This is a genomic window from Flectobacillus sp. (genome assembly GCF_049240685.1).
Classification (GTDB): domain Bacteria; phylum Bacteroidota; class Bacteroidia; order Cytophagales; family Spirosomataceae; genus Flectobacillus.
This window is the reverse complement of record NZ_JBMLSD010000056.1, coordinates 1-15475: the sequence shown is the minus strand read 5'-3', so window position 1 is coordinate 15475 and position 15475 is coordinate 1. Positions and strand designations below refer to the sequence as shown.

Below are 15475 nucleotides of genomic sequence, written 5' to 3'. Positions count from 1 at the left end.
TGTCGTAATATCTTGTTGTCATTGGTGAAGCGTTTCGTTAAAGTGCCGCATAACGGATAGGGCTTTGCGACGGGCGGGTTTCCATGCACAAATACCCAATTTATTACTAAAAATCACTAAAAGCACAAAGCTCCAAGTTTGCACGTCACCCCGCCTGACGCAAAACCCGTGTTAGTGGCTGCTCTTCTTTCAGTCGTCAAATTCGATTGCATTTTTTGTCTTTGTCGCCCAGTTAATAATATCATTTCTTACTTTCTGCTTATCGTCAACCGTCAGTATTTGCTTTGTCGGTAATGACCAATTTGTCAAGCTATTTAAATAGAAGATAAGTCCATTCATTCCTAATTCAAACTCAACTTCGGCAATTCTCCCATTGTCAGTAATGTATAAAAATCCGCTACGTCCGTGTGATTTTAAATGCACTCCTTCTTTTGTTAGTAATTCTTGAACTTTATCTTTCTCACGTCTATTGGTCGCCCACTCTTCTTTAAGTTTCTCCGAGATGTGATGTTAAAAATGTGTGTCGTCAAATTTAATAGTTGTCCAACCAAAGGGTGTCTTTGATTTTATATCTTCTGCGTTTCGCTTGATTTGCTTTCTACAATAATTTGCTTTGTCTGTTAAGTTCATTTTTTCGGCAGAGTCAGCAAGCCCAAGCCAAAAGTCTTCAGAAAAATAATGTTCTGTTTCGTCAGCAAGTTCAATTAAGCTGTCAAGTGCAAGTTCCCATTCTCGGTTCTCTAAAAATTCAACGCAATTAATAAATTGTCTGTGTGTTCTATAAAATTCAGGCATATAGTCAACCAAACGTCTTATAGTCTGCTCAGGTGAGAAGTCCGTTTTAAGTTGTCTTTTTATAAAGTTGAATAGTTTCACGGTCTGTCTTTTAGAGTTGCCACTAACGGATCCGCTTTAGGCAGGGTGGGCATAGAATTCCGTTTGCTCATCGAAAGTAAAGTGTTTCATAGAATTCCCAAAGCTCATTTTATTCCCTCCGCCCAACTTGCCTAAAACGGATGTTGGGCGTAGTTTACAATTCTACTTCTCGTACGTATATACCACTTTCGTTATACGTGCAAAAAATCTTGACCTTATTGCCAGAATTTGTTTTTATTCTTAATTCTTTTCGAAATCGGCTAACCAAAGATGTATCTATAATGCCAGCAATAGCTATGTCATTCGATTCAGCTCTAAAAATGGCGTGCCCGCTTTTTGTTGATCTCAGGGTAAATGTTTTGGTCTCTCCGTTTTCAACACTACCAATAGCTTGTTCATTGAAGAACAAATAGATATTCGCGAATCTCCCAATGAGTTTATTCTTCTCTCTTTCTACTATTAGAGTAAATGTCTTTTCTTGGTTTGCTTTTTTCTGTCCTTTTGCAATATTAACCACTAATGGTAATAAGGTTATTGAAAGCAAAATAATTAATGCTTTCTTTAATAAGAAATGGTTTTGGATTATTTGGATGTTCATGAAATAGAAATTTGAATAGTTTTTAAAAATTACGCCCAACGAACAGGGCTTGTGGCAGGTGGGGAATTTGAAACTCATCTGCCCGAACGTCCGATGATGTAAGTTACTAATTTTCAGTTACTTACAAATGTTAAATTGGTTTCCGTCAGCCGAAACAAATGTACAATAAAGTTACCAAAGTTCAATAACTTCCGTCCGCCCCACTTGCCACAAACCCATGTTATAGCCAGTTTTTCTTTCTATCAATTAGATTCTATTTTGTTCTTTAATAAGTTTTTCAATTCCAATGCTTCTGTCTGGTCAATTCCACTTGTCGCTGTGATTGTCTCATAGCCATATGAAAAAGTGATTTTAATTTGGTCAATTATTCTCAAAAGTTGAAGCATTGCTGTTGGTCCTTCTGAAACAGTTTCGTCTTTAATATCAATGTTCTTAACTTCTGAAAGTTTGTATGTCTTTGTCTTTGTCCAAAGTGGTGATAATTTGCTTAATGTTAAGTTGTCATTACTTATGCTAATTTCTTTTACTCCTTTTAGTTGCCATAGTAGTGCTTTCAAAGTAAAATAAACCACGACTACTGATAAAATAAAAATTATAATTCTTTCAGTTGTCGGTAAGTTACTCGCAAAAAATAAGGACTGGATAATACCATTCGTAAATTGAAACGTTATTAGCGATAAAAAAAATATTAAAGCCCAACTTTTCCGTTTTGGAGTTGTAATTGTAAGTCCAGTTGTCGTCTTTACAATTGTTGAGGTCATCTTTTTAGGTTCTTCCATTTTGTATCACTGTCTTTTTTAAAATTGGCTATAACTCCTAAATATACGAAAGTTTTGTAGTACTTTTTGTATTGTTTGTAATTTTACCAATTTTTTATTATACTATTCTTGTCATACTTTTTAGTTGTCGTAGTTTTTGTATTGTTTAAAAATTATGTTTTATTAAAGTTAAAAAACGTTTTTCGGTTTGTACATTACTATCCATCTAGAACTAACATGTATATCAGGTAGTCAACTAACCCATTATTTAATGATAGTTTGGCACTTAGCATAACCTACCTTTATTGATTTCTGATTCTCAGAATACTATACCTTGTGGCTTCTTCATTGTTTTGAATATAGTTTTCTTTGATGGAAAGCGTGTTATTATCAATCCATTTGGCATCTTCTATTCCTTTGGTTTTGAGCGCAACTTCTGCACGTTTAATTATTTTTTGATCTTTGATTTCTAGTAATACAAAACCATTATAATCATATTCGGCAATTAAGTCGGAAGATACGCTTATAAGCCACTTTTGGTCTGGTGATATAATGGGAGGGCTCACTAAATCTACCTTTTCTCCTGTATCTTTATTGACCAAGAGAAACGATCCTCCTTCATAATAATTGACCTTAAATACCCAATATGGCAGATTTTTAACAGAGCCTAAAAATTCATAAATGACAAAATCATCAGATTCCTCATTGTCGTTACTAGAAAGTATAAGCTTTTTGTTACCCTCAATATTATCGGCATACCAGTTCAATCCTTCATGATGAAGCCCAGAGCTGTCTGGAATCACATAAGGTTTTGAAGGATATTGATGGTAAATTTTTTTAGTAGATGGCTCAAAAGTAAATGTATATTGCCCAGATTGAAGTTGATGTTCGTTTGTATCGGGGGTCGCTAAAATTTTAGCGAGTGATTGTGAAGATTGATGGACTGAAGAGTCGCTATTAGTTTCAATGGCATCATTCTTTCGAGGGCCACAATTCCAAATGAGAAATAGTACAAATAAAATAGCTAAAAGATTGAATAAAAAAGGCTTTGAGCGCATGATTTAGATATAGAATAAGTTTTTGAGGTTATTTTATAAATGTTTCAAAGATATAGGTTTAATTTTAATATCAAAGCATATACATAAAATTAGCCACAAGCTTTCAAAATTATTCATTCAGTAAAAGCTTGTGACCAGATATCAAATCCTGTAAACTAATGCCTCAACCCTCTCGCCTAAATCTGCTCTGAGTCATACACAATTACCTTCTCCCAAAGGTGTGAATAGTCTTCTACAAATTTGAGGTGAATGGGGTGTTTTTGATAGATTTCTTCTTCTTCCAAGTTATCAAAAAATAACATCCACGAAACCGAATACCCTCGCTCGATAACACTACGGTTGGTACTTGCGGGTGTGCCAATGTGATGAAAACGAATGGTTGGTACTTTCGATAATCCTGTTAGTCCTTCGATAAGCTTGTTTTTGTCAGCCTCGCTCGAAGGATTTTTCAACCAAAAATAAACATGATGGATAAAGATTTTTTTCTTTGGCTTTGCTTCCGAAGGTAGCGCAACGGCCGTCAAAGCTGTCGCTGCCGCGGCTTTTTCTAAAAATGAACGTCTTTCTAATTTTTTCATGATGGTAACAATGTTTTGAAGTGATAAGCTAATAATATGTAAATTTCCATTATGCTCTTGATGAATAGTAAAAGCTTTTTGTATACTATTGTATATTGATTATAAGTGGTTTATTATGTTTTTTATGCTAAATTACTTAATCTTAGATACAAAACTACAAATGATTTTTTCTAGTTAATGGTAAAAATCCATTATATCTTGGTAGATAATTAGTAAATATCCTGACGATTGATGAAACGTTATATTTTACATGCTGCTTTCGATATCTATCATTTTGAGGCGACTCAATGGGAGCATTCGGTACATAAACATACCTATTTTGAAATAATTTTCATTCTAAAGGGACAAGGTCAACATAACCTCAACGGCAATTCGTATGACTACTCAGAAGGAGATGTTTTTTTGGTTGGCCCCGAAGACTTCCATGATTTTGAGATAGCGTCGTTGACGGAATTTTGTTTTATCAGGTTTAACGAATCGTTTTTGAAACAGTCAACTCAGGAGGGTAATACGTGGCAACAAATTGTAGATACTTTGCTTTATACCTCCTCACAAAGTCGTGGTTCGATTGTGCATGAGTTATCAGAAAAACAAAAGCTTCATCATTTACTTCATGTGCTCGAAGGTGAATATCAGCGTCCAGAATCTCAATATTTTGAAATTATTCGTGATAATCTTATGCGTAGTATCATGGTGATTTTGGCAAGGAATCTATTAGGACAAAGTGCCGCCCCAATAGCCACCAATGACTCTGTAGAGGCGATTTTACGCTATGTCAAACAACATATTTATGAACCTTCATTGCTTACCATCGAGCATTTGGCTGAGGTTTTTCACTATTCGCCTGCCTATATTAGTATTTTCTTTAAACGACATACTGGCGAGCCATTGAAACAATATATCACCAAGCTCAAAATGAGTTTGATAGAAGCCCGTTTACAATATAGTCAACATTCCTTGACCGAAATAGCCGACGAATTTGGCTTTACGGATGAGAGTCATTTTTGTAAACAATTCAGAAAATATACAGGAAAAACGCCGACAGCTTTTCGTAAAAAACGAACTAATTCGACTTAAAGAAAAGCTATTTGTCCTAACACTACCCCATAGACTTGGAGTATAAAAATAGGTTTTTCCCTTAAATTTGAGAGAATAAGCATTCAATTACCCAATTTTCACTCTTAAAATCGTTTCTAAAACTTTGAAAAAAATCCTTTCTTTCTCCTGTATTCTGTTTAGTTTAGCCAGTTCTGGCGTTGCCCAAACAGGAAGTGTCACCGAACCAGTGCGCTATATTGGCGGTCAGACCGTGGATCCAAGTGTACACGAAGGACGTTTGCGTTATGCGATAGGTACCGAAAACCGCCAGACGATGCGTGCTAACCGTACCCATCCCGAATACGCCGATGGCTATGGCTGGACTTACAATCATGCTTCTAATCTTTGTTACTGGAATAATACGTTTTATCAACAGTATTTGAGTAATCCAGCAGATGAGCACGTTGCACCTGGGCAAACTTTAATTGTTAAATCAAAAGATGGTCGTCATTGGGAAAAACCAGAGGTGGTATTTCCTCCTTACAAAGCGCCCGAAGGCGTGAAGATTCCTGCAGGTTATCATGGTTATATGATGCATCAACGTATGGGATTTTATGTGGCTCCTGACGGTCGTTTGTTGGTACTTGCTTTTTATGGACATACTGATGACCCTTTTGGAAAGGGAGGTATCGGTCGTGTGGTTCGTGAAGCATACAAGGATGGTTCTTACGGACCGATATACTTTATACGTTATGAAAGTGAAGCCAACTGGAATGAAAGTAATACCTCCTACCCTTTCTACAAAAAATCAACAGATGCTGGTTTTATCGCTGCCTGTGATGCTTTGCTAAAAGATAAATTGATGACTTTTCAGTGGTATGATGAGGATCATGGCGTGGATGGCTTTTATAATGGCAACAAATCGGGACAAGCTTTGTCATTTTATCATCGTAAAGATGGAAAAGTGGTGGCTCTATGGAAAAAATCTTTGGTAGCGCTTTCGGATGACGAAGGAAAAACTTTTTCTGAACCTGTAAAAGTACCTACTTTCTTGATGTCGGGCGGAAAACAATGGGGGCAAAAAACAGACGATGGTCGTTATGCCATCAGCTATAACCCTATTGAACAAACGCAGTATCGTTTTCCATTGGTCGTGGTGACGGGCGAGGATGGAGTTTTGTTTGATAATATGTTATTGATTCAAGGCGAAGTGCCCGTGCGTAGATTTACGGGGCGCTGGAAAGATTTTGGTCCTTGTTATATGCGTGGTATCGAAGAAGGAAATGGTAATCCTCCGGGCAATGATATGTGGATGACTTATACCGTCAATAAAGAGGACGTATGGGTAAGTCGTACGCCTGTGCCAATCCAATATGCAGTAAAAGGTATCGTTTCGGATAACTTTGATGCTTTGACTATAGAAGGCGCTGTACCCAACTGGAATATTTATGCACCAAAATGGGCACCGATAGAGGTAGTGAAAGCGCCTAGCAGAACAGGAAAAGCACTACAATTATCCGATACCGATTTGTATGATTATGCTCGTGCCATTCGAGTATTCCAAGAAGGAACCAAAGCACAGACGAGTTTAGATATTTTCGCAGATGTTACCAATACAGGAAGACTCGAAATAGATTTGACAGACCAATTTGGCAATCGTCCTGTACGAGTACGTTTTGATGAAAATGGACAAATCGTTGCTACTGATGGAAGTACCGAAAAGGTAGTTTCAACTTATCAAAAAGGACAATGGTATAAAGTCGAGATTTTGACAGAAGCCAATACCCATGGTCACTATACGTTATTGATAAATGGTAAGAAAGTATTAGAAAAGGGACAATTGGCGGAGGCTGTGAAGTCTATCGAAAGGTTATCGCTACGCACGGGTGCTTATCGTAACTTCCCAACTCGCCAAACACCAAACGAAACCAATGACCCGCCACTCAAAGGTGCAGATGAGCCTTGTTCGCCAACGGCATTTTTTGTAGATAATGTTGTCATCAAAAGCAACTAAGAAATCATATTGATGGTAGAGACGCAAAGCCTGCGTCTCTATTTTTTTTGAACAATTTGCAATTCGCGAATTGCAAATTTGTAGAATCATTATAACTTTACCTTTCTAAAAATAAGGTTATTATGAGAAAGAAGCATAATGGAATGCGTCCGCAAGATGTTTTGATTTTACTAGAAATTCTTGCTCGCTACAAAAAACAAGAAAATATCAACGGCGACTCTTTCAATGGTTGGTCACTAACGAATAAAGTTATTGCACAAGACCTTCAAATGAGTGAATCCGAAGTTTCGGAATCTCTTAAACGCTCTGAGTATGCAGGTTTACTTGAAGATTATAAGTCCAAACATATTAATAAAAGGGCTTTTCTGGATTTTCTATTATATGGACTAAAGTATGTGTTTCCTGCACATCCCGAAGGGCTTGCTAGGGGAATTCCTACAGCGCACTCTGTTGCGCCGCTAAGCGAAAACATTGTGTCGAATGAAGTATATGTATGGGCATCTGCTAATGGCACAGTACGAGGGCAAACAATCACACCTTTATATCCAACAGTTCCTGAAATTGTAAAAAATGATGAAAATCTTTATACACTTTTGGCACTCGTTGATGCCATAAGAACAGGTTCTGCAAGAATTAATAAACTAGCTTCTACACAATTAGAGCACTATATTTTAGGATGAAACATAGTTATCAAAACATTGTAAGAATAAAAGTGCTTGCACAAGCCTTATCTTCAATTGAACACAAAATCGTATTTGTTGGCGGTGCTGTAGTTGAACTATATTGTGATGACTCAGCAAGGGCTGAAGTTCGACCTACAGATGATATTGATATTGTCATAGAACTCCAGAATTTGGGTTCCTACACCAAATTAGAAGAGACACTTAGAGGAATAGGGTTTCAAAATGATATTTTTTCAGGTGTAATTTGTCGCTATAAATACCATGATATAGTAGTTGATATAATGCCTGATGATGAAAAAATATTAGGGTTTACTAATATTTGGTATAAAAAAGGACTAGAATGGAGTATTTTATTTGAAATAGATGAAGAATTATCAATCAGCATATTTCCTGTCGAGTATTTTTTAGCGTCAAAATTTGAAGCCTTAAAATCAAACCGTCATGGAGAGGATTATAGATGGAATAGCGATTTTGAAGATATTATATACATTTTTGATAACCGTATTAATTTAGAGCATGAAATTTTAAATTCAACAGAAGATGTGTTAAACTATATCAGGTCTGCATTACGAGAACTACTGTATAGAAAAACCATTGAAGAAGAAATTTCTGCAAGCCTTGATTTTTCAGGACACTATGCCAGAAAGCAAAGAATATTGGCAATTTGGCATGCTATTCTAAATAATTAATTTGCAATTCGCGAATTGCAAATTGTTGGAGATATTTCTAAAACATACAGAACCCGAGAGTTTTCTAAAATGATTTTGCTAAATTTTGAGAACCAATTTTCTCAAACTTAACATTATGGAAATCTTAGAAACCTTGTATCGTGAAATTGTAGGCTTTTTTAGCTTTAGTGGTCTAATAGAAATTATTCAGACGGATAATTATAAAGCCCTTTTAACCCAAGATGGCATCGGAAAAGCATTAGCTCCGCTTATTCCTGTATTGCTGGTCATCGAACTTATCAGAGCATTTTTCTTCCAACGCTTGAGTTTTACCCAATATAAAATCGCTTTTTTTACCTATATCTTCAATCGTGTTATTTCCAGATTCATTTCAATTGGGATGGTAGGTATTTGCATAGGTCTGTTTGAGCCTTATGCCATTTTCAAATCGGAGTTTACTTGGTATTGGTTTATTTATGGCTACGTGGTTTGGGAATTTGCCCATTTTGTATACCATTATCTGGGTCATAAGGTGCGTCTATTCTGGTGTTTGCATTCTACACATCATGCCTCTGAGTCGATGAACTTGTCCATAACGTATGCTCACTTTTTCTTGGAAGGACCTTATGCCGATATTATCCGTACTACGATTTGTATTTTGATGGGCGTCAACCCTCCGTTATTATTTTTGATTATGTTTATCGATGGCACTTGGGGTGCATTTATTCACATTGGTGAAAATCTAATGAAAGATGCTCGTCTGGGTTTCTTGAATAAAATCATTTTGACTCCCTCGCATCACCGAGTGCATCATGCGCGCAATCCTCTGTATATGGATACCAACTTTTGCAACTTACTAAATATTTGGGATAAGGTATTCGGAACTTTGCAAGACGAAAAACATGAGGAGGAAATAGAATATGGTATCACCAGACCGATGAAAACTGGAGATTTTTGGGATGCCTATTTTGGTGAAATTATCCTTTTAGCCAAAGACGTATATCATGCACCGACCATAAAAGACAAGGTGCTTTATATCTTTATGCCTCCAGGATGGCATCATTCGGGCGAGCATAAAACAGCATCAGTGGTCAAAAAGGAATATTTTGCCACACAAAAACCGTAGAGACGTTGCACGCAACGTCTTCGCACGAACAGTGGATGTCGCTGTAAGGTATGTTTCGTGTAATTATTTATGCAATTTTAATAAACCTATATGGCAGTCTTTGTATGGTACTAAGATATTTTGCTGGAGACGTTGCGTGCAACGTCTCTACAAGGAAAAACTTTTGAGATTGTCATGATAGGAGATACCCGTTTCGATTTTGGTACGCTTGCTGTCGTTGAGTGCTACGAGATATTTTCCACTAAAATGTTTTTCCAGTTCTCTGATTTGGCTACCATTGACAATACTCGAACGACTGATGCGAATAAAATTGCTTGGCAGTTTTTCGGATAAATTACTAATCGTATAATTGGTGATAAATTGCTTGTTGTCAAGGGTATGTAAAAACACATATTTGTCGTCTGCTTGAAAAAAAGCTATATCCTGCAAGGCTATTATCAAGATTTTATCGCCTTGTTTTACTGAAATAGAATGTATTTCTTTCTTAGGTTTTAGGAGTTCGGTCAAACTTTGTAAACTATCAGCTGATATTTTTAAAGCTTGATTTTCGGTAAATTTCTGAAGTTTTTGCACGGCTTTATCCAAGCGAGCTTTTTCGATAGGTTTTAATAAATAATCAATCGAATTTTCTTCAAATGCCTTTATGGCAAATTGGTCGTAAGCCGTTACGAAAATAACAATAGGCATAAACGTAAGCTTTTCGAGCATCTCAAAGCCAGTCAAAATGGGCATTTCGATATCTAAAAATATCAAATCTGGTCTGAGGTCTTCAATCAACTCTAAACCTTCTTGCCCGTTGAGTGCTTCGCCAATGATTTCAAAGGTATCGTCATATTCTTTCAATAATCTTTTGATACGATTAATCGAAATAGGTTCATCGTCGATTAGTATAGTTTTGTATGGCATGAGTCTTAATAGTTAGTTGTGAGTTGTAAATGGTGAATTTGGCGTTCGGCTTTCAGCTTTGGGCTCTCAGTAAAATATTTCTCATGAATTTATTAGCGCTTAAAGCAAGATATTACTACCGATTCATGATAACAATTTCGATGATTTTGGGATTATTTTTGAGTTCCAAAGAAGCCTTGTTGCCGTAAAGCAATTTAAGTTTTTCTTTAACACTTCTCAATCCAAAACCGCCACCCAATGTTTCCGAAAAAGCAGGGCCATTGTCGTGAATCTGAATGGTCAATAAATCATTGGCTTGTTTGATGTTTATGTCAATAATACCTTTCTCTGCTACTTTTGAAATACCATGTTTGATGGCATTTTCGACTAAAGGTTGAAGCAAAAATCGAGGGATTTGCTGAGAAAATAAACTTTCGTCACAATTAATAGCATAAGATAGTCGGTGACCAAAACGAACCTCCTCGATACTCAAATATGCCCTGATAATTTCGAGTTCATCAAAAAGTGAATGAAAGCTTTCTTCGGTTCGACCCGTCGTATATCTAAAAAGCTTTGATAATTGTATAGTCATTTCTTCGGCTTGATTAGGCTGCTCATGAATCAATCCAGCAATGCTATTTAAAGCATTATACAAAAAATGAGGATTGATTTTTGCCTCCAAAGCATCTAGTTGCGCTTTGGATTTGAGCTTTTCTAAGTTGAGTAATTGATATTCTTTTTCAGAAATTTTACGGTTGATATTCCTGTGCTGAAACCAATAATATAAAAATGCCCAACTGATAAAAGCAGGTAATGCCATATAAAAATAAATTGCCATTGGCACACTGTATGCCCAAACATTGGTACGAAGAATACTCCATTGTAAAATTTCGGAAGAAGCGAATGCACAGCCCATCAAGGGTAAAAACTTGACTTCATCGAGCGGAATTTTGGGCTCGATGAATGTCAAAAAAATGTAACAAGCCAAGGTTGCCGAAAATCCAGCCGCAGCGGTCAATAGCACCATATCTGGCTGAATAGCTGAAAAATCAATTTGCCATTTACCCAGTATTTCTAAAGTAAAATAAGCAATACTTGTAATTCCGTAACCAACAAGCAAGCAAAAAATGATACTAAACCCTAAGTCATAAGGAGGTTTTAGACTAAATGGTTTTTGTTTGTCCACCATTTCAAAATGATTACTTGGTGTTGAAAAAGTGGACTGTGCGTTTTCTACTGGCTTTTTTTCAAGATTGATGTTGGGTTTGGTAGTGTTATCTTTCGCAAAGGCGTCGGTAGGTTTGATTGGCTCAAATGGTTGATTGTTTTCACGAATCTTTATTTTTCCTCCCAATGTTTTGACGCTTACCGTTGGTCCTCCTCCCAGGATGGTACCATGAATAGTATCATTTGTCATCAAACCCTTAAAATCAGCAAGCGGTGGTACTTGGATACGACTTCCCGAAGCATCCAGATTCATAGGTTGGTTGAGAGGCATCGTGATTTTAATATTTCCTCCTGAAGTATCAAACCAAGCGTATTGATGTAACGATTGAATATCAGCGAAAATATTTCCTCCTTTGGTGCTTACACCAATATTCCCATGAATATCATTCAGGCGAATATTACCGCCCAAAGTATGGCATTCAAAAGAACCTTCTACGCCAAAAGCTTCTATTTTACCGCCCCAGCTCGAGCCATTAATAGCACCTTTATGGTTTTGAACAAGCAGATTACCACCTTTGGTGTCCAAACGAATATCAGCTTGATTATTGGCCACATAAATATTGCCCCCCATCGTCGACACATCGATTTTCCCCTGACAAGAAATCAGTTCGATTTTGCCACCCATGGTTTTTCCTTTGAGGTTACCCTTGGTATTTTGTGCCAAAATTTTGCCACCCCAAGTTTCAAAGAAGTGATTGCCACCAATCCCTTTGAGAGAGACATCGCCCCCAAAAGTTTTGGTTTGCGAGTTCAAACGATGCGGAATATAGATACGAAAAGAAGTGCTTTGAAAATTAAACCAGTTGAATACGTTAAAATAGCGAGGTTTGGCATAAATACTAAAGGTATCTCCAGATTGCTCGAATCTTAAATCATGTGTATCATGGTCAAACTCAAGCAGAGGATCGCTGTAGATAAAAAAGGTAAAAATGCTTCTGACGCTGGCATAAATTTCTACTTTAATGGTATTCTCGTCGTGCGCAATTAGTTCGAGATTACCAGTAAAATTTTGAAGGTCTAAGGTATTAATAGATTCAGCTTCAAAAGTTTTTTCAAAAGTCGGTTTATTATTCATGGCTATTGGGATAAACAAGCTTTGCGAAGGCAAAGAATGCTATGTTAAATTTAGTGAATTGTTGAACAAGATTTTGTTTGATTTCTGATTCAAAACAAGTCAAAACACTAAATTTTTAGAAAACCTTTCCGACAGATGAGGGATTTGGCAGGATAAACTGGGGAAAAATGGGAGGGAATATTTTCTAAAAAACAAAAACCCGACAGTCAAGCGACCGTCGGGTTTTATTCACCAACTTAATAATCTAGTCAATCATTATTTTAAATCAAAACGATCTAGGTTGGTTACTTTTGTCCAAGCTGCTACGAAGTCTTTTACGAATTTCGCATGTGAGTCTTGGAAACCATATACCTCGGCAATTGCACGAAGCTCTGAGTTTGAACCAAAGATTAAGTCAACTCTTGAAGCTGTCCATTTCACTTCACCCGTGATACGGTTGCGACCTTCAAATACTTCTTGGTCGTCAGACGTAGCATTCCAAGTAGTTGAAAAATCTAATAAGTTTACAAAGAAATCGTTTGTCAACGCTTCAGGACGGTGAGTAAATACCCCAAGAGATGATTTATCCCAGTTGGTGTTCAATACACGCAAACCACCTACCAAAACAGTCATTTCTGGAGCTGTCAAAGTCAATAATTGTGCTTTGTCGACCAACATTTCTTCTGAAGAAGTTGTATATTTTTTCTTTTTGTAGTTACGGAAACCGTCAGCCAATGGCTCAAGTACTGCAAACGATTCTACATCTGTTTGCTCAGCAGTAGCATCTGTACGACCTGGCGTAAACGGTACTGACACCTCAACACCTGCATTTTTAGCAGCTATTTCAACACCCACGTTACCAGCCAACACAATTACGTCTGCCAATGATACTTTTTTACCACCTGATTGCGTTGCATTGAATTCCTCTTGGATAGAAGTCAATGTTGACAATACTTTCGCTAATTGCTCAGGGTTGTTTGCTTCCCAATCTTTTTGTGGAGCCAAACGCACACGAGCACCATTTGCACCACCACGCTTGTCAGAACCACGGAAAGTAGAAGCCGAAGCCCAAGCAGTAGATACTAATTCAGAAACTGATAAGCCAGAAGCAGCGATATTTGCTTTCAAACCAGCGATATCATTTTCGTCAACTAATTCATGATCAACCGCAGGAATTGGGTCTTGCCATACCAAATCTTCAGCAGGAACTTCCGAACCTAAGTACAATGATTTAGGTCCCATATCGCGGTGAGTTAATTTGAACCATGCACGAGCAAAAGCATCAGCAAACTCGTCTGGGTTTTCGAAGAAACGTCTTGAGATTTTTTCATAAGCAGGGTCAAATCTCAACGCCAAGTCAGTTGTAAACATGATTGGCGTGTGGCGTTTCGATGGATTGTGCGCATCTGGCACAGTGTCGGCTCCCATACCGTGTTTTGGAATCCACTGATGAGCACCTGCAGGGCTTTTGGTCAATTCCCACTCATAGCCAAATAAGTTCCAGAAATAATTGTTACTCCATTTAGTCGGCGTAGTAGTCCATGCACCTTCCAAACCACTAGTAATCGTATTTTCACCATTACCAGAGCCATAAGAGTTTTTCCAACCTAAGCCTTGTTCTTCGATAGAAGCTGCCGCTGGTTCTGCGCTCACATACTTACTTGGGTCAGCAGCACCGTGTGCTTTACCGAAGGTATGTCCACCTGCAATCAAGGCAACAGTTTCTTCGTCGTTCATGGCCATACGACCAAATGTATCACGAATATCGTGTGCAGCAGCCAATGGATCAGGGTTGCCATCTGGGCCTTCAGGGTTTACATAAATCAAACCCATTTGTACAGCAGCTAGAGGGTTTTCCAAGTCACGCTCGCCCGAATAACGGCTTTTTGGACCACCGCTCAATTCCAACCATTTGTCTTCAGCACCCCAATAAATATCTTCTTCTGGCTCCCACACGTCTTCACGACCACCACCGAATCCAAAAGTTTTGAAGCCCATTGATTCAAGAGCGCAGTTACCTGCCAAAATCATCAAGTCAGCCCATGAAAGTTTACGTCCATATTTTTGTTTGATTGGCCATAGCAACAAACGAGCCTTATCCAAGTTTACGTTATCTGGCCAGCTATTCAAAGGAGCAAAACGTTGAGTACCCGAACCAGCCCCACCACGACCGTCAGCAGTACGATACGTACCTGCACTATGCCAAGCCATACGGATAAAGAATGGGCCATAATGACCGTAATCGGCAGGCCACCAATCTTGTGAAGTTGTCATCAACTCAACAATTTCCTTTTTAACTTCGCTCAAATCCAATGATTTAAACTCTTCGGCGTAGTTGAAATCCTCACCCATAGGATTAGACAAAGTAGAGTGTTGGCGAAGGATATTCAAACGTAATTGATTTGGCCACCAGTCTTGGTTTCTTGGACCACCACCTGCGGCATGTCTTGCTGGCGCAGGAGCAGAAGCACCGTGATGGAATGGGCATTTACCTCCCTCGTGAGAACCGTGATTTGATGATTGATGTTCCATTTTTATAGTTTGTTTAGTTTTTACTGTAAAATATTTTAAAAAGTTAAATTCCGCATTAACATTCGCGAAGTCTCCATTTATAAGGATTCTTGTTTTCAAAGGTTAATTTTTCTACTATAATATTAATAATAAAAAAAGGATTTTTCCTTGATTCGATGTTAAAATTACGATAATAATAATTATAAGTCAAATTGATTATTCTTATCAAGATATAGATTTTTACTATAATGCCATTCTGAGTAAATAGAGAGGGATTTGCTGAAGAAAATGGGTAAAATAGGTGTAAAAAATTGAGAAATTATTTTTTGAATAGGTTTATGTGTTGACCTAAACAGCGAAAATATCCTTTTATAGGATTTATCTTTTTCTAATAAAATGAG

Annotated in this window: 13 protein-coding genes; 5 read left to right on the top strand and 8 right to left on the bottom strand. The window is 37.4% G+C overall.

Annotation, left to right across the window (positions count from 1 at the left end; genetic code table 11):
* Window positions 1-510 precede the first annotated feature (510 nt).
* The 5 genes from ACOVQ4_RS02525 to ACOVQ4_RS02505 all read right to left on the bottom strand — a co-directional run bounded on the left by ACOVQ4_RS02525 (window position 511) and on the right by ACOVQ4_RS02505 (window position 3868).
* Entirely contained in the window at window positions 511-876 is a 366-nt protein-coding gene (locus ACOVQ4_RS02525; protein WP_421819092.1) for a hypothetical protein, read from the bottom strand.
* A gap of 154 nt (window positions 877-1030) precedes the next feature.
* Window positions 1031-1474 (bottom strand): hypothetical protein, encoded by a 444-nt coding sequence (locus tag ACOVQ4_RS02520; RefSeq protein WP_421819091.1) that lies wholly within the window; start codon window positions 1472-1474, stop codon window positions 1031-1033.
* A gap of 242 nt (window positions 1475-1716) precedes the next feature.
* A complete protein-coding gene (locus ACOVQ4_RS02515; RefSeq protein ID WP_421819090.1) occupies window positions 1717-2253 on the bottom strand; it encodes a hypothetical protein in 537 nt (178 codons plus the stop codon).
* 281 nt (window positions 2254-2534) lie between these two features.
* Entirely contained in the window at window positions 2535-3290 is a 756-nt protein-coding gene (locus ACOVQ4_RS02510) for a hypothetical protein (RefSeq protein ID WP_421819089.1), read from the bottom strand.
* Window positions 3291-3466: 176 nt separating this feature from the next.
* On the bottom strand, window positions 3467-3868 hold the full coding sequence (locus ACOVQ4_RS02505; RefSeq protein ID WP_421819088.1) for a Dabb family protein: 402 nt from the start codon (window positions 3866-3868) through the stop codon (window positions 3467-3469).
* 231 nt (window positions 3869-4099) lie between these two features.
* Here ACOVQ4_RS02505 and ACOVQ4_RS02500 point away from each other — a divergent pair, with 231 nt between their 5' ends.
* The 5 genes from ACOVQ4_RS02500 to ACOVQ4_RS02480 all read left to right on the top strand — a co-directional run bounded on the left by ACOVQ4_RS02500 (window position 4100) and on the right by ACOVQ4_RS02480 (window position 9397).
* Window positions 4100-4945, top strand: coding sequence for a helix-turn-helix domain-containing protein (locus ACOVQ4_RS02500; RefSeq protein ID WP_421819087.1), 846 nt, complete (start codon window positions 4100-4102; stop codon window positions 4943-4945).
* Between the two features lie 124 nt (window positions 4946-5069).
* The gene (locus ACOVQ4_RS02495) at window positions 5070-6920 is read left to right on the top strand and encodes a hypothetical protein (protein ID WP_421819086.1); all 1851 of its coding nucleotides are present in this window, start codon (window positions 5070-5072) and stop codon (window positions 6918-6920) included.
* Between the two features lie 122 nt (window positions 6921-7042).
* Window positions 7043-7600, top strand: a complete 558-nt coding sequence (locus tag ACOVQ4_RS02490) for a hypothetical protein (protein ID WP_421819085.1) — start codon at window positions 7043-7045, stop codon at window positions 7598-7600.
* Complete coding sequence (locus tag ACOVQ4_RS02485; protein WP_421819084.1) at window positions 7597-8292, top strand: hypothetical protein; 696 nt, start codon at window positions 7597-7599, stop codon at window positions 8290-8292. Before ACOVQ4_RS02490 ends, ACOVQ4_RS02485 begins: the two co-directional genes overlap by 4 nt.
* 115 nt (window positions 8293-8407) lie before the next feature.
* On the top strand, window positions 8408-9397 hold the full coding sequence (locus ACOVQ4_RS02480) for a sterol desaturase family protein (RefSeq protein WP_421819083.1): 990 nt from the start codon (window positions 8408-8410) through the stop codon (window positions 9395-9397).
* A 147-nt stretch (window positions 9398-9544) separates the two neighbouring features.
* On the opposite strand, the gene ACOVQ4_RS02475 is transcribed toward ACOVQ4_RS02480, so the two are convergent.
* The 3 genes from ACOVQ4_RS02475 to katG form a co-directional block, all read right to left on the bottom strand.
* Window positions 9545-10303, bottom strand: a complete 759-nt coding sequence (locus tag ACOVQ4_RS02475) for a LytR/AlgR family response regulator transcription factor (protein ID WP_283373174.1) — start codon at window positions 10301-10303, stop codon at window positions 9545-9547.
* Between the two features lie 115 nt (window positions 10304-10418).
* Complete coding sequence (locus ACOVQ4_RS02470; protein ID WP_421819082.1) at window positions 10419-12584, bottom strand: histidine kinase; 2166 nt, start codon at window positions 12582-12584, stop codon at window positions 10419-10421.
* A 255-nt stretch (window positions 12585-12839) separates the two neighbouring features.
* Window positions 12840-15095 (bottom strand): catalase/peroxidase HPI, encoded by a 2256-nt coding sequence (katG, locus tag ACOVQ4_RS02465; RefSeq protein ID WP_421819081.1) that lies wholly within the window; start codon window positions 15093-15095, stop codon window positions 12840-12842.
* Window positions 15096-15475 lie beyond the last annotated feature (380 nt).

Bases quoted from the DNA above. Each gene is read 5' to 3' on its own strand.
- ACOVQ4_RS02520 (WP_421819091.1), bottom strand. From the start codon at position 1,474: ATGAACATCCAAATAATCCAAAACCATTTCTTATTAAAGAAAGCATTA.
- ACOVQ4_RS02515 (WP_421819090.1), bottom strand. From the start codon at position 2,253: ATGGAAGAACCTAAAAAGATGACCTCAACAATTGTAAAGACGACAACT.
- ACOVQ4_RS02510 (WP_421819089.1), bottom strand. From the start codon at position 3,290: ATGCGCTCAAAGCCTTTTTTATTCAATCTTTTAGCTATTTTATTTGTA.
- ACOVQ4_RS02505 (WP_421819088.1), bottom strand. From the start codon at position 3,868: ATGAAAAAATTAGAAAGACGTTCATTTTTAGAAAAAGCCGCGGCAGCG.
- ACOVQ4_RS02500 (WP_421819087.1), top strand. From the start codon at position 4,100: ATGAAACGTTATATTTTACATGCTGCTTTCGATATCTATCATTTTGAG.
- ACOVQ4_RS02490 (WP_421819085.1), top strand. From the start codon at position 7,043: ATGAGAAAGAAGCATAATGGAATGCGTCCGCAAGATGTTTTGATTTTA.
- ACOVQ4_RS02485 (WP_421819084.1), top strand. From the start codon at position 7,597: ATGAAACATAGTTATCAAAACATTGTAAGAATAAAAGTGCTTGCACAA.
- ACOVQ4_RS02480 (WP_421819083.1), top strand. From the start codon at position 8,408: ATGGAAATCTTAGAAACCTTGTATCGTGAAATTGTAGGCTTTTTTAGC.
- ACOVQ4_RS02475 (WP_283373174.1), bottom strand. From the start codon at position 10,303: ATGCCATACAAAACTATACTAATCGACGATGAACCTATTTCGATTAAT.
- ACOVQ4_RS02470 (WP_421819082.1), bottom strand. From the start codon at position 12,584: ATGAATAATAAACCGACTTTTGAAAAAACTTTTGAAGCTGAATCTATT.
- katG (WP_421819081.1), bottom strand. From the start codon at position 15,095: ATGGAACATCAATCATCAAATCACGGTTCTCACGAGGGAGGTAAATGC.